This window comes from Kribbella sp. NPDC000426, assembly GCF_040300265.1.
In the GTDB taxonomy this organism is placed as follows: domain Bacteria; phylum Actinomycetota; class Actinomycetes; order Propionibacteriales; family Kribbellaceae; genus Kribbella.
Genome location: NZ_JBEPDK010000005.1, coordinates 342,467 through 357,592 on the forward strand (window position 1 = coordinate 342,467; position 15,126 = coordinate 357,592).

Here is a 15,126-nt window from a genome sequence, read left to right on the forward strand (position 1 = left end):
TGGTTCCGGACGTACGGCTTCCGGATCCGGGGATCAGACGTGCGGGCGGCGATGTCCGGTGGGTGGGCCCTGGCCGGTCAGGCGGTCGTTCTCGGCCTGGCGGTCCAGGCGTTCGCGGCGGCCCGGCGGGAACGTGACGATCGTGATGATCAGCGCAAACAGGCTGGCACCGATGATGATCCAGCGGAGGTTGTGGCTCTTGCCCGAGTCGGAGTTGTTGGAATCCGACGCCGTGGCCGGCTTCGGCGTCGCGCTGGCGGACGGCGGGGTGGACGCGACTGCCTTGGCGGGGGGCGTCAGCTGGTAGACGGCCGAGTTGGCGCCTTCGCTGCCGACAAGGACGGTGTTGTCGGTCGGGCCTACCGCCACGGTCTCGCCCTGGCCCAGGACCGCGGCGCCGCGCGCGACGACGGTGGGGGTGTCACCCCAGGCGACGGTTGCGACGTCGGTGTATGTCCGGAGCACCACGCGCTGCCCGTCCGGCATGAACGTGCCGTCGGTGATGATCCCGGACGGGGCGGGCGCGAGCTTCGAGAGGTCGTTGGTGCCCTGGCGGCTCGGCGCCGGCGGCGCGGCGTAGATCGCGCCGGTGCCCTTCAGCTCCTTCGTCACGATGTACAGCTGGCTGGTGCCCGGCTCGATCAGCAGCGTCTCGGCGTCGTGCGCGCCGTCGGGGTACTTGAAGTCGAACTGGTGGTACTTGAGGTCGGCGTCCTCGAGGGTCGCCGGCTCCGGGATCGTGTAGATCTCGATCTGGTCCCGGCCGGCCTTGTTGTCACCGATGTCCGCGATGTAGATCGTGCCGTCCCGGTCGACGCCGAGCGCCTCGACGTCGGTCACCTTGGCGCCGAACCGCAGTACCGCCTCGACCTTGCCGGTCGTCCCGTCGATTGCGAACACCCGGCCGGTGTCACCGGAGTCGTTCACGGTGTAATACGTGCCCGGGTGCTTGACGCTCTTCGCCAGGCCGGACGACTCCTTGATCCGGTCGTCGCGGATCGTGAACAGCTTCTTCGGAGCGGCCCCGGTCGGGTCGGCCGCCACCGACGCCGAGGCCGTTGTGGGAAGTGCCACACCCGCGAGCGTGCAGAGCGTCGCCCCCACCAGCGCGAACGCAGTCCGAAGTCGCGTCACAAGCCCACCTCGGCGCCCGCGCCCCGCCCGCCGGGCGGCGTCCCGGCCGCGCCCGTCGCGGCCGGTAGGAGGAGCTGGGCGAGGCGGGGGTTGACCTGCCACTCGGTGACCAGGGCGTCGTACTCGGCCTGGAGCTCGGCGGTCGGCTTCGCGCCGGTCCGCGCAGCGCGAAGCAGCAGATTGCGCGGCGTGTGCTGACTGTCCACGAACTGCACGACCTCCACCCGGTAACCGACCTGTCGGAGCACCGCCGCCCGCAACGAATCCGTCAGGACGTCGGCAAACCGCTCACGAACGATGCCATATCGCGTCATCAGCGCATAAGGCGCCGGTGGTGTGACGCTCTTGAGCTGCTTTTGGATGTCGTGATGACAACATGGGGCCGCGAGCACCAGCGGAGCCTCCCAGCCGACGGCCCGCGCGAGCGCGTCGTCGGTCGCGGTGTCGCACGCGTGCAGCGCCAGTACCACGTCGGGCCGGACGTCGAGCTCGGCCGCCTGGATGGTCGCGTCGACGAACCGCAGGTGGTCCTGCCAGCCGAGCGCCTCGACCACCCGGCCGTTCCGTTTCCGGGCCGCCGGGTTGTGGTCGACACCGGTCATCCGGACGTCGTGCCCGGCCGCGGAGAGCAGGTGGTACGCCGCCAGCGTGAGGTACGCGTTCCCGCAGCCGAGGTCGACCACCTGCAGCGGGCGGCCGGTCGCGATCCGGCCCGCCCCGATCGCCTCGTCGAGCGCCGGCGCGAGCAGCTTGCAGAACTCCTCGATCTGCTTGTACTTCGCCTGCCGCGACGGCTTGACCCGGCCCTGGTGGTCGCTGATCCCGAGCTCGATCAGGAACGGCGCGGCCGGGTCCAGCACCCGCTGCTTCACCCGGTCGTGCCCGGTCTCCTGCTCCCGGCTGTCGTCCTGCCGGTGCAGCAGCTCCTTGCCCTTCTTGGTGTACCGCAGCCGCAAGGTCTCGCTCGTCGTCTCCACGTGCCACGACCCGTACGGCAGCTCGAGGAGCTCGTCGACCGCCTTCTCCACGTCGCCCGCGGCAACATTCCGCGTGTGGGCCTGCCGCTCGTCGAACTCGGTGATCTGCAGGTGCCGCTCGCCCTTCAGGTCGACGTACCGCACCTCGACCCGCAGGTACGCCGGCGGGTCGAACCCGCGCCGCCGCCCCGACGCCAGCCCTCGCACCAAACTGCCCTGCTCCAGCAGGGCAGCACGAACCACCTCCAGCGCCCCGGCCTCCGCCGACCGCGCCGGCTCGCCCGACCGCACCACTGGTTGCACCGCGCCATTGTCGCCGACCTCCACCCCGGATCTCAAAAGGGTCTCGAAAACCCACCGTCGCCGCTCCAGAACTCCCCGCGACGTTATTCGAGTCTCTGGTCGTCGGTGAGGAGGCCTAGGGAGCGGAGGCGGGTGGCGATGCCGCCTTCCTGGCGGCCGAGGGTGGTGACGAGGGCGTCCTTGGTGGCGCCGTTGTGGAACATCTCGATCAGGATCTGTTCGTCCTCGGGGGACCACTGGGTGAAGGCTTTCGGGTGGTTCTTGCGGGCCTGCTCGATCTTGCGGGTCATCGAGCGCGGGTTGAGCAGTTCGAGGGAGCGGATCCGGGCCTGGCGGTGGCGGCCGACCTCCTCGCCCTCGCGCCAGAACACCACCGCCCCGTCGTCGAACGTCATCAGGTCGGCGGGGACGTCGCAGTAGTCGGCGTCCTCGAGCATCACGCGCATCATTGCTGGTTCTCTCCATTCACGGTCGATGCGTGGTCGACAGAGAAGATGCCGCGATCCGGCCCGCCCGGAGCCGCCGATCCGAAACCTGTGGACAACCAACCACAGAAACTCTTTGCAAAACCTCTTTGCAAAGAGTCTTTGCAGTCCTATGCTCAACACCATGAGCGATGACACGACCCCCGAGCCGCCCCGGACGATCCGGCTGGACCGCCACCTGGTGCGCGCCCTGGCCCACCCGATGCGGAACCGGATCGTCGGCCTGCTGCGGGTGTACGGCCCGCAGACCGCCACCACCCTGGCCGGCCGGCTCGGCGTGAACACCGGCGCGACCAGCTACCACCTCCGCCAGCTGGCGGAGGCCGGTCTGGTGGTCGAGGACGACAGCCGCGGCAATGCGCGCGACCGCTGGTGGAAGGCCGCCCACCAAGGCACCGAGTTCAACAAGGCCGAGCTGCTGGAGCAGGAGCCCGAGCTGGCCCTGGGCTTCCTGCACGGCGTCGGTCAGTCGTACGCCGAGAACATCTTCAGCTTCATCGACTCGATGCAGACGATGCCCGAGGACTGGCGCGACGCCAGCTTGCTCACGGACTACTTCTTCCACCTGCGCGCCGACCAGCTCGACGCGATGATGCACGAGGTCCTGGCGGTGCTGGAGAAGTACAAGACGCCCGACCTGACGGCCCCGCTGCCGGAGGGCGCCGAGCAGGTGACGGTCCAGATCCAGGCCTTCCCGCGCGAGACGCGGTAGCGGGACAAGGGGTGAGGCAGATGAGCGACAAAGGAAACCGGGCGCCGCTGATCGCGTTCCTGGTGGCGAACGTGGTGTCGGTCTGCGGCACCAGGGTGAGCGCCATCGCGATCCCTTGGTTCGTGCTGATCACCACGGGATCGCCGGTGAAGACCGGACTGGTGGCGATGGCCGAGATGACGCCGTTGGTCCTGGTCAAGATCGCCGGCGGGCCGCTGATCGACAAGGTCGGAGCCCGCCGCATCAGCGTGGTCGCAGACACAGCCAGTACTGCGGTAGTCGGCCTCGTCCCACTCCTCCACACACTGGGCCTGCTGCACTTCCCGACGCTCCTCGTACTGGTCGCCATCGCCGGCGCCTGCCGCGGACCGGGCGACTCCGCCAAAGAGACCCTGATCCCCGACATCGCTCGCGCAGCAAGGGTTCCGCTGGAGCGAGTGACAGGCCTGGAGAGTACGACGGAACGCCTCGCCGGCTTTTTCGCGTACGCACTGGCCGGCGGACTCATCACCCTCGTCGGAGCCGTCAACGCACTCTGGATCGACGCCGCGTCGTTCGGCGTGTGCGCCCTACTGATCGCCCGCTGGATCCCCAAGCTCACCATCAAGCAGCCGACCACCGCCGGACCCGAACAGGGCTACGGCCACAGACTTCTTGAGGGCTGGCACTTCCTCCGCACGGACAAGCTGCTGCTTCCGCTGGTGACCATGATCGCCGTGACCAACCTGCTCGACGCCGCGACCAGCACGGTCCTGCTACCCGTCTGGATCAAGGACCACGGCTACGGCCCCGGACACACCAGTCTGATCCTCACCGCGTTCGGAGTGACCGCCACAGCGTTCGCCTTACTGGCTTCGGCAATCGGCGACCGGATCCCCCGCAAGCTGGTTTTCACCGTGGCCTTCCTCATCGCCGGAGCACCGCGCTTCATTGCTCTGGCAGCGGGCGCACCGATCTGGGTCCTGATGGCGGTGTACGCCGTCGGCGGCATCGGCGCCGGCTTCATCAACCCTGTACTCGGCGCGATCCGCGTCGAACGGATCCCGAGCCACCTCCTCGGCCGGGTCAACTCCCTGTCGAACGCAGCCTGCTGGACCGGCGTACCGCTGGGTGGCGTGGTCGCCGGGCTGGCCATCGCGGCCGTCGGCTTCTCGCCCGCAGTGCTTGCCGGAGGCGCCATCTACCTGATCGCGACCATGTCACCGGTGCTGATCGGCCGGCACGAGAGCTGGAAGGCTACACAGGATCCGACGGGTCCTCAGGAAACGGTGGCAGATCCGGATCGGGTGGCAGTCGCAGCGCCTTAGCCTTGGTGCTGCTCTCGACCTCGCGCCGCATCCGGTCTCGCTCCGCCCGCAGCAGACCGAGCATCACCAGGTCCAGCAACATCCCGCCGGCGGCCGCGAACTGCGTGGCTGCGAACTGGAAGACCTGTGTCATCAGCAACGACACCAGGACAGCCAGCTCGAACAACCGCACCGCCCGGGCGCGATTGCCCTTCCGCAGGGCCAGCGCACCCCGCACCGTGAACGTTGCTGACAGCAAGCTTCCGGCCGTAACACCCAGCACTGGCAGGTGATTGAGCCCATCGCCGACGACGATCGCGATGACCAGCGCACCGACCACCTGCAGCGCCAGTACGGCGACAGCGATCCGCGGCGCCTTCGGGTGCGTGGCGAGCCGCTCGAACCCACGCTGCAGCGCCTGCCACCCGGCATCGACCGGAGCAGCCAGCTCGACCTCGTCGGCGGGGCAGGCGGCCAGCAGATCCCTGGTCTCCTGCCGACCCTGCACCTGCCGGGGAACCGCCCGCAGCAGCTCCGACGCCTCCGCCCGGCGTCGCCGGGACAGGCCGCCGGCGACGCCCTCGACAGCGTGGTCGATGACGTTGGCCAGCTCCTCCCGCGGGTCGATCGGCCGCCGGGTGGTGAGGAACCGGAAGCCCAGCACGATCAGCACGAAGACGACGTACACGATCGCCGCGGTCGGCTTGTAGAAGTAGTTGTTGTCCGAGGTGACGAACTTCCCCACCTCGTCGATGAACAGCCCGAAGCCGATCCCGCCGACCGTCGCGGCGGCCGGCCGGACGACGGGTCCGACGTACCCGAGCAGCAGTGAGATCGAGATCAGCATCAGCAGACCGCCGGGCAGCACGTGCGCGATGTGCAGGCCCTTGCCGCCGATCTGCGGATAGCCGCTCAGGCTGAGGATCAGCCGGGTCACCAGGACCGTTGCCACCCCCGACACCACGAACGTGGTCAGGTGCTCTCCGGACCGGACGTTGCGGACCAATCCGGCCCGCATCAGGTACGACGACCGCGCGGCGGTGCTGTTCGTCATTGGCGGGACGTTACCGGGGCCCGGGAGCCTGCACAGCCGCAGAGCGTTTTAGACGTGTGAATACGAATCCACTTCGCTATTGCGCTTCGTCCACTGGCGGCTTAATCTCTCGCGTAGCGGAATACCACTTCCACTAAGTGGTACCCGTCCGCACCGCCCACTGCCCGGCCGAAGTCCTTCCAGATCCGCGCCCCGAAGGCTTCGGCCGATTTTCCGGCCAGTTTCTACATCGGTGAAGAAGGACTCCTGAGAGGAGGCCACCATGAGCACGAGCACCGAGATCTCTGCTCCGGCAGGCCGTGAACCGACAGCTGAGGTCCCTCCCCCGGCACCACGTCGCAGACCCGGACGGCGCACGGACCGGGTCGCCTACCTCTTCCTCGTCCCCTGGTTCACGGGACTACTGCTGCTGACCGCGGCGCCCCTGCTGGGATCCCTGTACCTGTCGTTCACCAGGTTCAACCTGCTGCAGGCGCCCGCCTGGAACGGCTTCGGCAACTACGTGAAGATGTTCACCGACGACCCGCGCTACCTGCAGTCGTTGAAGGTCACCTTCATCTACGTCGCCCTCACCGTCCCGCTGCAGCTCGGATTCGCGCTGGCGGTCGCCGTGATGCTGAACCGCCCGATGCGCGGGATGGCCTTGTACCGCTCGATCTACTACATCCCCTCACTGCTCGGCGGCAGCGTCGCGATCGCGGTGATCTGGGGCCAGCTGTTCGACGACGACGGCGTACTGAACGCCTTCCTCGCGTTCTTCGGCGTCGGCGGCCGGAGCTGGATCTCCAACCCTGACACGGCTCTCTACACGCTGGTGCTGCTGAACATCTGGCAGTTCGGCTCGCCGATGGTGATCTTCCTGGCCGGCCTCAAGCAGATACCGCAGGAGCTGTACGACGCCGCGTCGGTCGACGGCGCCAACGCCTGGCGCCGGTTCTGGTCGGTCACCGTACCGCTGCTGACGCCGATCATCTTCTTCAACGTGGTGCTGCAGATCATCCAGGCCTTCCAGGCCTTCACCCCGGCGTACGTCGTGAGCGGCGGCACCGGCGGCCCGTCGGACTCCACGTTGTTCTACACGCTTTACCTGTACCAGCAGGGTTTCGCGAACCTGAACATGGGCTACGCCTCCGCAATGGCGTGGGTGCTGCTGCTGATCATCGCGATCTTCACGCTGATCAACTTCGGGCTCGCCCGCCGCTGGGTCTACTACGAGGACCGCTGATGACGACGCTGCTGCAAGCTCCCGTCCGTCGCCGCCGCCGGCGGTGGCTGACCCACCTCGCACTGATCGCCGGCACGCTGGTGATGGTCTATCCGCTGCTGTGGATGGTCGGCGGGTCCTTCAAGGACGAGTCCGACATCTTCTCGCAGCTCAACCCGTTCCCGAGTTCGCTCGACCCGCGCAACTACATCGCCGGCTGGACCGCGACCGACCCCACCTTCACCCGGTTCTACCTCAACTCGATGCTGATCGCGGTGCTCGCGGTGGCCGGCAACGTGTTCGCCTGCACGCTCACGGCGTACGCGTTCGCCCGGCTGGAGTTCCGCGGCAAGAAGGTGTTCTTCGCGATCATGCTCGGCTCGATCATGCTGCCGGCGCACGCGCTGCTGATCCCGCAGTACGTGCTGTTCTTCCACCTCGGCTGGGTGAACACCTATCTCCCGCTGGTGGTGCCGAAGTTCCTGGCCACCGACGCGTTCTTCATCTTCTTGATGGTCCAGTTCATTCGCACCATCCCGCGGACGCTGGACGAGGCCGCGATGATCGACGGCTGCGGCAAGGTCCGCATCTTCAGCCGGATCATCCTGCCGCTGACCGGACCGGTGCTGATCACCACGATGATCTTCACCTTCATCTGGACCTACAACGACTTCTTCTCCCAGCTGATCTACCTGTCCTACCCCAGCAGCGAGACCGTGCCGGTCGCGTTGCGGCGGTTCGTCGACGCGACCGGCGACTCGTCGTACGGGCAACTGCTGGCCATGTCGGTGCTGTCGCTGGTGCCGACGTTCATCGTCTTCCTTCTCGCCCAGCGCCGGATCGTCGAAGGCATCGCCACGACCGGCCTGAAGGGCTAGCCCCGAAAGGACCCCAGTCATGACCACACAGATCGACCGGCGACGCTTCCTGCAGGCCGGACTCGCGGCCGGCGTACTCGCACCTCTGCTGGCCGCCTGCAACCTCGACCCGGCGCAGAAGGAGGCGAAGAACTCGGTCCGGTTCTCCAGCTACGGCGACCCGACCAAGCTCGGCCTGCGCAGCAAGCTCGCGGACCAGTACACCGCCAGCCACCAGAACGTGAAGATGGTCTTCGAGGGCACCGCGACCGCGGAGTACTGGGACAAGCTCGCCACCCAGATGGCGGGCGGCAACGCGCCTGACGTCATCAACATCGACGCCCCGCGGATCGGGCAGTACGGCGCGGCCGGGGCCTTGCAGTCCCTGGCGAAGTACACCCCGGACCCCATCGACACGAAGCCGATCGACCACAACCTCCTGGTCCAGGGGCAGCTGAAGGGCGAGCAGTTCGGCATCCCGGTCGCGATGAGCACTTACAGCATGGGGTACGACGTGACCGTGCTCGACCAGCTTGGTCTCGAGCACCCGCAGGAGACCTGGACCTGGGCCGACTTCGCGGAGCTGGCCAACCAGGTCCGGCTGAAGTCCGGGAAGAAGATCTACGGCGCCGAGGACCCCAGCGGCGACACCGCGTCGCTGCAGATCTTCCTGCGCGGTATGGGTCAGGACCTGTACAAGGACGGCGCGCTCGCCTTCAACGAGGCAGCGCTGACCGAGTGGTTCGAGTTCTGGGCCGCGCTGCGGGCGACCGGCGGCACGATCCCCGCCGATATTGCCGCCCAGTCCGAGTACGGCGACTGGCCGAACAGCCCGCTGGTCAAGAAGCAGGCGGTGCTCGCGCACATCCAGACGCCCAACCTCAAGGGCGGTTTCCAGGATCTGACCAAGAACACCATCGACATCACGCTGCCGCCGCGGAACACCAAGGGCGGCAAGTGCGGGACGTTCCCGGCGCCGAGCAGCTTCCTGTCGCTGAATGCCAAGAGCCAGCGCGCGGACGACGCTGCCGCATTCATCAACTGGTTCGCCAACGGCGCGGAGGCCGCGAAGACGTTGCGGCTGATCAGCGGACCGCCGGCCTCCTCGGAGGGCCGTGACGTCCTGCTGAAGGGCAGCGACCTCTCGGCGAGCGAGAAGCAGGTACTGGCCTACACCGACCTGGCGCTGAAGAACTCCTCCGCGCCGCCGCAGGCCAGCCCGGCCGCGTCGACCGCTGTCGGCGACCTGTTGCTGAAGGTCAGCCAGGACATCGCCTTCAAGAAGATCTCGATCAAGCAGGCCGTGCCGAAGTTCATGGCCGACGCCGGCAAGACCCTCGACGGCAAGTGATTGGAGCCCTATGAACGAGCAGAACCCCGTCACCACCGGCCACACCGCCACCTGGGCGATGGAGCAGCTCGTCCGAGCCCTGGCAGAGAAGGGGATCACGGCCGCCGAGCCGCCGGTCCGGCTGGCCACCCCCGACGAGGTCCCCACCGCGGGACTCGCAGACGTGCCCGAGTCGTACGCCGTACTCCGCGTCGACGACGAGATCGTTGTCGTCAGCAACGACGAGACCGGCCTGCGCTGCGGCGTACTCGAACTCGCGGACCGGGTCGCCGCGGGCGAGGAGCTGGCTGGTACGACGCCCTTCGCCGAGCAGCCCGCCGTACCTGTCCGCGGCGTGGTGCGATCGTTCTCGAGCGTGGACGAGGACACGCCCTGGTTCCACGACAAGCGGTTCTGGACCGAGTACCTGACCTGGCTGGCCGCGTCCCGGTTCAACCGGTTCCACCTCGCGCTGGGCATGCAGTACAACTACGGCGCCGATCGCCATGGCGCGACCGACAACTACCTGTGCTTCGTCTACCCGTTCCTGTTCGACGTGGACGGCTACGACGTCAAGGCTGAAGGGGTCGGCGCGGACGAGCAGAAGCGCAACCTCGACACGCTGCGCTTCATCGCTGCCGAGAGCAAGCGGCGTGGGCTGAAGTTCCAGCTCGGTCTGTGGAACCACGCGTACGACTACGGCCGCGACTCGGTGCACCGGTACCCGATCACCGGGATCGGTCCGGAGACGCACGCGGAGTACTGCAAGGCCGGTATCGCCAAGCTGCTCACGGAATGTCCCGACATCGACGGGCTCACCTTCCGGGTGCACTACGAGGGCGGCATCCCCGACGACAAGCACGAGATCTTCTGGCGGGCGGTGTTCGAAGGCGCAAACTCGGTCGATCGGCCGCTCGAGATCGACATGCATGCGAAGGGCGTCGACCAGGCCCTGCTCGACGCCGTCGACCTGCCGAACCTGTCCCCGGTGCTGTCGGCGAAGTACTGGGCCGAGCACGTCGGCCTGCCGTACCACCAGGCCTCGATCCGGGCCAAGGAGACGGCCAAGCCGATTCCGGCCGGCCACGAGATGAAGGGCATCACCGAGTTCTCCCGCCGGTTCACCCGCTACGGGTACGGCGACTTCCTGCACGAGGACCGGAACGTAGACCTGATGTTCCGGGTCTGGCCGGGAACCCAGAAGCTGCTGGCGTGGGGCGATCCCGCGATCGCGGCCGGCTACGGGCGGTTGTCGACATTCGGCGGATCCCGTGGCGTCGACCTGTGTGAGCCCTTGTTCTTCAAGGGACGCAAGGGCAGCGGCGAGGTCGGCGGGCGCGACCCGTACGTCCGCGAGGACCTCAGGTTGTCTGACAACCGGGAGTGGACCAAGTACCGCTACGGCTACCTGTTGTGGGGCCGGCTGCTCTACAACCCCGACACCGAGCCCGAGACCTGGCGCCGTCACCTGCGCTCGACGTACGGCGAGGCCGCGGCGCACGTGGAGGACGCGCTCAGCCCGCTGAGCCGGATCCTCCCCCTGGTGACCGTGGTCCACGGCGTCGGCGGATCGAACAACGGCTACTGGCCGGAGGTGTACCTCAACCTCCCGATCTCGTCGCAGGTCGAGTCCCCGCACTACGCCGGTGACACCGACCCGCCCGCGAACTGGGGCGGCGTCAGCCCGTTCGACCCGACGACGTTCTACGCCATCGACGAGTACGTCGCGGCGCTGGCGAGCGGCGAGGTGTCGGCGAAGTACACACCGCTCGAGGTGGCTGGCTGGATCGAGCGCCTCGTCGACGACGGACAGCAGGCCCTCGACCGTGCCCGGCAGACCGCAGACACGTCGGACGCGCAGGTCCGCCGGGTCCTGATCGATCTGGAGATCCTGGTCAGGCTGGGCAGGTTCTTCGCCGGCAAGTTCCGCGCCGCCGTCGACTACTCGACTTATCGGACAACCGGACAAGTCGCACTGCTGGAGTCGGCCGTCAGCACCTATCAGTCGGCGCGGGACGCATACGCCGAGATCCCGGCCATCGTCGACGGCGTCTACCAGACGGACCTGCGGTTCGGCGTCGAGTCGTCCGAGCACGGCCATTGGGCGCACCGGGTCCCGGACATGGACACGGACCTGGCCGCCCTCACCAAGGAACTGCAGCAGGCGGCCGACGCAGAGGCAACCGGCAGCGAGGCGAGCGGCAGGCGGACGGCGTCGCGGTTGCCGGCGGCACCGGTGCGGCCGGCAGGCCCTGGAGTGGAGCACGCCGTACCGCAGAGCTTCGATCGGGGTAAGCCGGTCACACTGTCGCTGGAGGTCGTGGATCCGGATGTGACTGGCGCCACCCTGCACTACCGGCACGTGGACCAGTCCAAGCCCTGGCAGCAGGTCCCGATGGAGCTGTCCGGTCAGACGCTGTCCGGCACGATCGACGGCGAGTACACGGCGTCGACGTACCCGCTGATGTACTTCTTCAGCGTGCAGCACCGGTCCGGTGGGCAGGCGCTCTACCCCGGTCTGGCGGCCGACCTGTCCAACCAGCCGTACGTCGTGCTGGGGTCCGCGACCATCACCGGATGATCGCTGCGATCACGACGATCGCGACGAGCGCTGCCAGCACGACAGAGGTGATGAGGCGACGGGTCCGGGGGTCCACTTGCTCAGGCTAGTGGACCCCCGTCCGGGTCCTTCACACCAGTGGGTAGTTGCCGACCAGGACGCCGAGCGGGTCGACCCGCTGCTTGATCTCCCGCAGTCTGGCCAGGTCAGGCTCGCTGATGGAGTCCTGTAGCGACTCCCAGGCCGGCAGCCCGGTCGGTGGCATCTCATCGGCGTGCCAGGGCGCCAGCCTCTCCTTCAGCGCTCGCAGTGCTGCCACTGCCGACTCCTGCAGCTCTGGCACCGGCACGATCGACACGGCAAGCACCATGTACTGCGCAGCCGGGTCAGCCGCGGCCACGCCCGCGTGACCAACCTCACCGCTCGCCCGCAGGTGCCGGATCTGCACCTGGAAGATCAGCGACGGCTGGCCGGCGTACTCGAGCAGTGTGGCGATCAGCTCCGGCGTGAGCTCGTCGAACGTGCTGGTGATGAGTGAGAGCGCCTGCGGCGGCGCAGGCACCGCATTCATCTCCGCCACTCCACTGGGCGATAGCGGAGTGAACGTGTCAGCCACAGGCGTCCCGGCCGCACGGATGGTCGAAAGCACTCCCTCCAATGCTTCCGGGGCGTAGGGCGTCATCCCGTCGACCATGGCGAACGACTTCCCTCGTACGGCGTCCGGCAGCGCCGGCGAGTGCGGGTAGTGGATCAGGTACGCCCACAACGTCACCTGCTCCGGCGCCTCCTGCGTCGCCTTCGCGTACGCCGTCAACACCGCCTCAGACTGCTCGATCGGGAACATCAGCCGCGCACCCGCGATCTCCGGCGCCGGATGCAGATCCACCTCGATCGACGTCACCACGCCGAAGTTCCCGCCGCCACCGCGCAACGCCCACATCAGGTCCGGGTCGACAGCATCGTCGATCCATCGGCGGGCCCCGGCCCCGTCGACGATCTCCGCGGACCGCAGACTGCCCGAGCCGCTCCCGAACGGGCGGGAGAACCACGAGAACCCGCCACTCGTGCAGAAGCCGGTCACCGAGATGTTGCTGCTCGTACCGGGCAGTCCGGTGAGCCCGGTGCCGTCCAGTGCGCTCTGCACAGTCCCCCAGCGCACTCCGGCGCCCAGCCGCGCAATTCGGGCGTGTGAGTCGACCCAGACGTCGTCCAGTGCGTCAGTACGCACCACGATCGTCCCGTCGAGCGCCCGGGTTGCACCGTGGCCCCCCGCTTGCGCAGCCACCTTCAGCCCGTGCGCACCGGCGTACGCGATCGTGTACTCGACATCACTCGGCCCAGCCGCCTCGACCACAGCTATGGGCTGCTGGTCGACGGACAGGTTCCACGCGCGTCGCACCTGATCCCATTCCGGGTCACCCGGCATCACCAGCCGCCCACTCAGCACCTGACGTAGCTCGTGCATCGCCACCACGATCCAGCCACCCCTCCCCCAGTGGTATCCCAGGTTTCTGGGATACCACGCGGCTGGTTCAGTGGAGGGTGATCAGGGGTTCGGGGCGGTGTACGCCGCGGGGACGGTAGCCGAGGGCGTCGGAGAGGCCGAGGTAGTCGGCGAGGAGCCAGATGATGGCCAGCCACATCTCGGTGCCTTGCAGGCCGGGGATTGCGCGGTCGTCGGTGCCGTCGGGGGCGAACGCGAAGCCGGCGCCGTCGACCCAGCGCGGGAGGATCGCGCGGAGCTGTTCCTCGGCCCAGCGGCGGCCGTCCTGCTCGCCGTACGTCGTCTGCTTGCGGGCCAGCCACAGCGGGTGGATGACGTCGAGGATGTTGCAGGAGTTGTAGTTGTCACCGGTGAACATCCGGCGATCGTTGCTGTGGGCAAGGACGGTGGCAACGGCCTGTTCGGGGTACGGCAGCGGGAGGCCGAACTGGGCGTAGGTGCCGCGGGTGAGGCGGTAGAAGCCGTTCACGACCTGCAGCCAGCCGTCGTCGGGATGTTGGTGGCCCCAAGCACCGGTCGTTGGGTCGACCCGCGTGACGAGCCAGCCCATCAGGGCCTCGAGCGGACCGGATTCGCCGTGGTCGTGGAGATTCCGGGCCAGAGCGGTGCCGAGATGGTCGATACCGGACCCGGCCGACCAGGACCTTCTTGCCCAGGGCAAGTTGTCCAGGTCCGCGAAGGTGAAGCTGGTGTCGATCAGGTGCTCGAAGCTGCTGCCGAGGACCTGGAGCGCATACCCGACACACAGCACGTGGTAGCCCGCCGGGCCTTCCAGCACAGAGAGTTCGGTCTCGTCCGGGAGGTCGAGCCCGGCATCGGACAGGTCTCCCGGTGCGACCAGTCCGGTCTTCGGGTCCTGCCGGTGACGCAGCCGGCGGACCAGGTCGTCACGCGTGTGCCCGAGCGGAGTACGACATACCAGCAGGTCTGCGATCTCGATCGCGTCGCACCACGGACGCACGGCCGGCTCGTGAGCGAGGTCAGGACGGTCGACGAAGCGCTCACCGTCCCAGCATCGAGCGAGTACGTCGTCCACCTGCGAGCGAGCCTTGGCGGCGAAGGCGGTCAACTGGGTCCGGAGGTCACCTGACATGGAGGATCCTGTTCGCGAGCGAAGGACACGGGCGGGATTGCCGGCGGCGACCGAGTTGGCCGGGATGTTCTTGGTGACGACCGCGCCGGCGCCGATGATCGTGTGCGGGCCGACGGTGACGCCGTCGAGGATCGTCACGTTGGAACCGATCCAGACGTCGTCGCCGATCGTGATGCCGACAGCGGTGTGAGGCTGCTTGAAGATCGGCTCGCCGGGAGCCGTGCCGTGGTTGAAGGCGAGCAGCGACGTGTGCGCGCCGATCCGGACGCCGTCGCCGATCGTCACGACACCGCGGACGACGGAGAACGGGTTGATCGTCGAGTCGGAGCCGAGCGTGATCGTGCCGGTGACGTAGGCATGCGCGGCGATGTAGGAGCGCTCCCCCAGCGTCAGCTCGTCGCAGAACACGGCGGCCGACTCCGCGACGTACACGTCGGCGGCGAGCCGGACCGACCCGCCGAGGCCCGCCTGCCGCTCGGCCTGGCGTTCGCGCTCGGCGTCGGAGGCCGTTCGCTTGTACTCCCACGGCAGGAAATCGAGGCGCAACGGCTCGTTCGGCAGCATGGGAAAACGCTATCCAAAACACCGCGAGCCCGCCAGCCCCGAAATGCCGCTGCTAATCTCCCG

At 67.9% G+C, this 15,126-nt stretch carries 12 protein-coding genes; 6 read left to right on the plus strand and 6 right to left on the minus strand.

The features are described from left to right. Positions 1 to 33: 33 nt before the first annotated feature. The 3 genes from ABT313_RS25755 to ABT313_RS25765 form a co-directional block, all read right to left on the minus strand. On the minus strand, positions 34 to 1,134 hold the full coding sequence (locus ABT313_RS25755) for an SdiA-regulated/phytase-like domain-containing protein (RefSeq protein WP_350858856.1): 1,101 nt from the start codon (positions 1,132 to 1,134) through the stop codon (positions 34 to 36). Then, positions 1,131 to 2,414, minus strand: a complete 1,284-nt coding sequence (locus ABT313_RS25760; protein ID WP_350858859.1) for a class I SAM-dependent methyltransferase — start codon at positions 2,412 to 2,414, stop codon at positions 1,131 to 1,133. The genes ABT313_RS25755 and ABT313_RS25760 overlap by 4 nt, the downstream gene beginning before the upstream one ends. 83 nt (positions 2,415 to 2,497) lie before the next feature. After that, on the minus strand, positions 2,498 to 2,863 hold the full coding sequence (locus tag ABT313_RS25765; RefSeq protein ID WP_350858862.1) for a hypothetical protein: 366 nt from the start codon (positions 2,861 to 2,863) through the stop codon (positions 2,498 to 2,500). Between the two features lie 160 nt (positions 2,864 to 3,023). Here ABT313_RS25765 and ABT313_RS25770 point away from each other — a divergent pair, with 160 nt between their 5' ends. Together ABT313_RS25770 and ABT313_RS25775 are read left to right on the plus strand one after the other, a co-directional pair. Continuing rightward, entirely contained in the window at positions 3,024 to 3,611 is a 588-nt protein-coding gene (locus ABT313_RS25770; protein ID WP_350858864.1) for a helix-turn-helix domain-containing protein, read from the plus strand. 20 nt (positions 3,612 to 3,631) lie between these two features. Continuing rightward, the gene (locus ABT313_RS25775) at positions 3,632 to 4,918 is read left to right on the plus strand and encodes an MFS transporter (RefSeq protein ID WP_350858866.1); all 1,287 of its coding nucleotides are present in this window, start codon (positions 3,632 to 3,634) and stop codon (positions 4,916 to 4,918) included. On the opposite strand, the gene ABT313_RS25780 is transcribed toward ABT313_RS25775, so the two are convergent. Next, complete coding sequence (locus tag ABT313_RS25780; protein ID WP_350858869.1) at positions 4,848 to 5,951, minus strand: hypothetical protein; 1,104 nt, start codon at positions 5,949 to 5,951, stop codon at positions 4,848 to 4,850. The genes ABT313_RS25775 and ABT313_RS25780 overlap by 71 nt on opposite strands. Before the next feature lie 262 nt (positions 5,952 to 6,213). On the opposite strand from ABT313_RS25780, the gene ABT313_RS25785 reads away from it, so the two are divergent. The 4 genes from ABT313_RS25785 to ABT313_RS25800 are packed head-to-tail and all read left to right on the plus strand — an operon-like array spanning position 6,214 to position 11,923. Then, positions 6,214 to 7,176: a carbohydrate ABC transporter permease gene (locus tag ABT313_RS25785; protein WP_350858871.1), complete on the plus strand. Its 963-nt coding sequence runs from the start codon at positions 6,214 to 6,216 to the stop codon at positions 7,174 to 7,176. Continuing rightward, the gene (locus ABT313_RS25790; RefSeq protein WP_350858873.1) at positions 7,176 to 8,033 is read left to right on the plus strand and encodes a carbohydrate ABC transporter permease; all 858 of its coding nucleotides are present in this window, start codon (positions 7,176 to 7,178) and stop codon (positions 8,031 to 8,033) included. The genes ABT313_RS25785 and ABT313_RS25790 overlap by 1 nt, the downstream gene beginning before the upstream one ends. A 19-nt stretch (positions 8,034 to 8,052) precedes the next feature. Further along, on the plus strand, positions 8,053 to 9,363 hold the full coding sequence (locus ABT313_RS25795; RefSeq protein ID WP_350858876.1) for an ABC transporter substrate-binding protein: 1,311 nt from the start codon (positions 8,053 to 8,055) through the stop codon (positions 9,361 to 9,363). Positions 9,364 to 9,373: 10 nt separating this feature from the next. Further along, entirely contained in the window at positions 9,374 to 11,923 is a 2,550-nt protein-coding gene (locus ABT313_RS25800) for a hypothetical protein (RefSeq protein ID WP_350858879.1), read from the plus strand. 109 nt (positions 11,924 to 12,032) lie between these two features. On the opposite strand, the gene ABT313_RS25805 is transcribed toward ABT313_RS25800, so the two are convergent. Both ABT313_RS25805 and ABT313_RS25810 read right to left on the minus strand, forming a co-directional pair. Continuing rightward, positions 12,033 to 13,367 (minus strand): FAD-binding oxidoreductase, encoded by a 1,335-nt coding sequence (locus ABT313_RS25805; RefSeq protein ID WP_350858882.1) that lies wholly within the window; start codon positions 13,365 to 13,367, stop codon positions 12,033 to 12,035. A 67-nt stretch (positions 13,368 to 13,434) separates the two neighbouring features. Beyond that, the gene (locus ABT313_RS25810) at positions 13,435 to 15,063 is read right to left on the minus strand and encodes an acyltransferase (RefSeq protein ID WP_350858885.1); all 1,629 of its coding nucleotides are present in this window, start codon (positions 15,061 to 15,063) and stop codon (positions 13,435 to 13,437) included. Between the last annotated feature and the right edge of the window lie 63 nt (positions 15,064 to 15,126).

Excerpts from the sequence above, each read along its gene's own strand:
- ABT313_RS25790 (WP_350858873.1), top strand. The coding sequence starts at position 7,176 with ATGACGACGCTGCTGCAAGCTCCCGTCCGTCGCCGCCGCCGGCGGTGG.
- ABT313_RS25775 (WP_350858866.1), top strand. The coding sequence starts at position 3,632 with ATGAGCGACAAAGGAAACCGGGCGCCGCTGATCGCGTTCCTGGTGGCG.
- ABT313_RS25805 (WP_350858882.1), bottom strand. The coding sequence starts at position 13,367 with ATGCACGAGCTACGTCAGGTGCTGAGTGGGCGGCTGGTGATGCCGGGT.
- ABT313_RS25765 (WP_350858862.1), bottom strand. The coding sequence starts at position 2,863 with ATGATGCGCGTGATGCTCGAGGACGCCGACTACTGCGACGTCCCCGCC.
- ABT313_RS25810 (WP_350858885.1), bottom strand. The coding sequence starts at position 15,063 with ATGCTGCCGAACGAGCCGTTGCGCCTCGATTTCCTGCCGTGGGAGTAC.
- ABT313_RS25785 (WP_350858871.1), top strand. The coding sequence starts at position 6,214 with ATGAGCACGAGCACCGAGATCTCTGCTCCGGCAGGCCGTGAACCGACA.
- ABT313_RS25770 (WP_350858864.1), top strand. The coding sequence starts at position 3,024 with ATGAGCGATGACACGACCCCCGAGCCGCCCCGGACGATCCGGCTGGAC.
- ABT313_RS25780 (WP_350858869.1), bottom strand. The coding sequence starts at position 5,951 with ATGACGAACAGCACCGCCGCGCGGTCGTCGTACCTGATGCGGGCCGGA.
- ABT313_RS25795 (WP_350858876.1), top strand. The coding sequence starts at position 8,053 with ATGACCACACAGATCGACCGGCGACGCTTCCTGCAGGCCGGACTCGCG.
- ABT313_RS25800 (WP_350858879.1), top strand. The coding sequence starts at position 9,374 with ATGAACGAGCAGAACCCCGTCACCACCGGCCACACCGCCACCTGGGCG.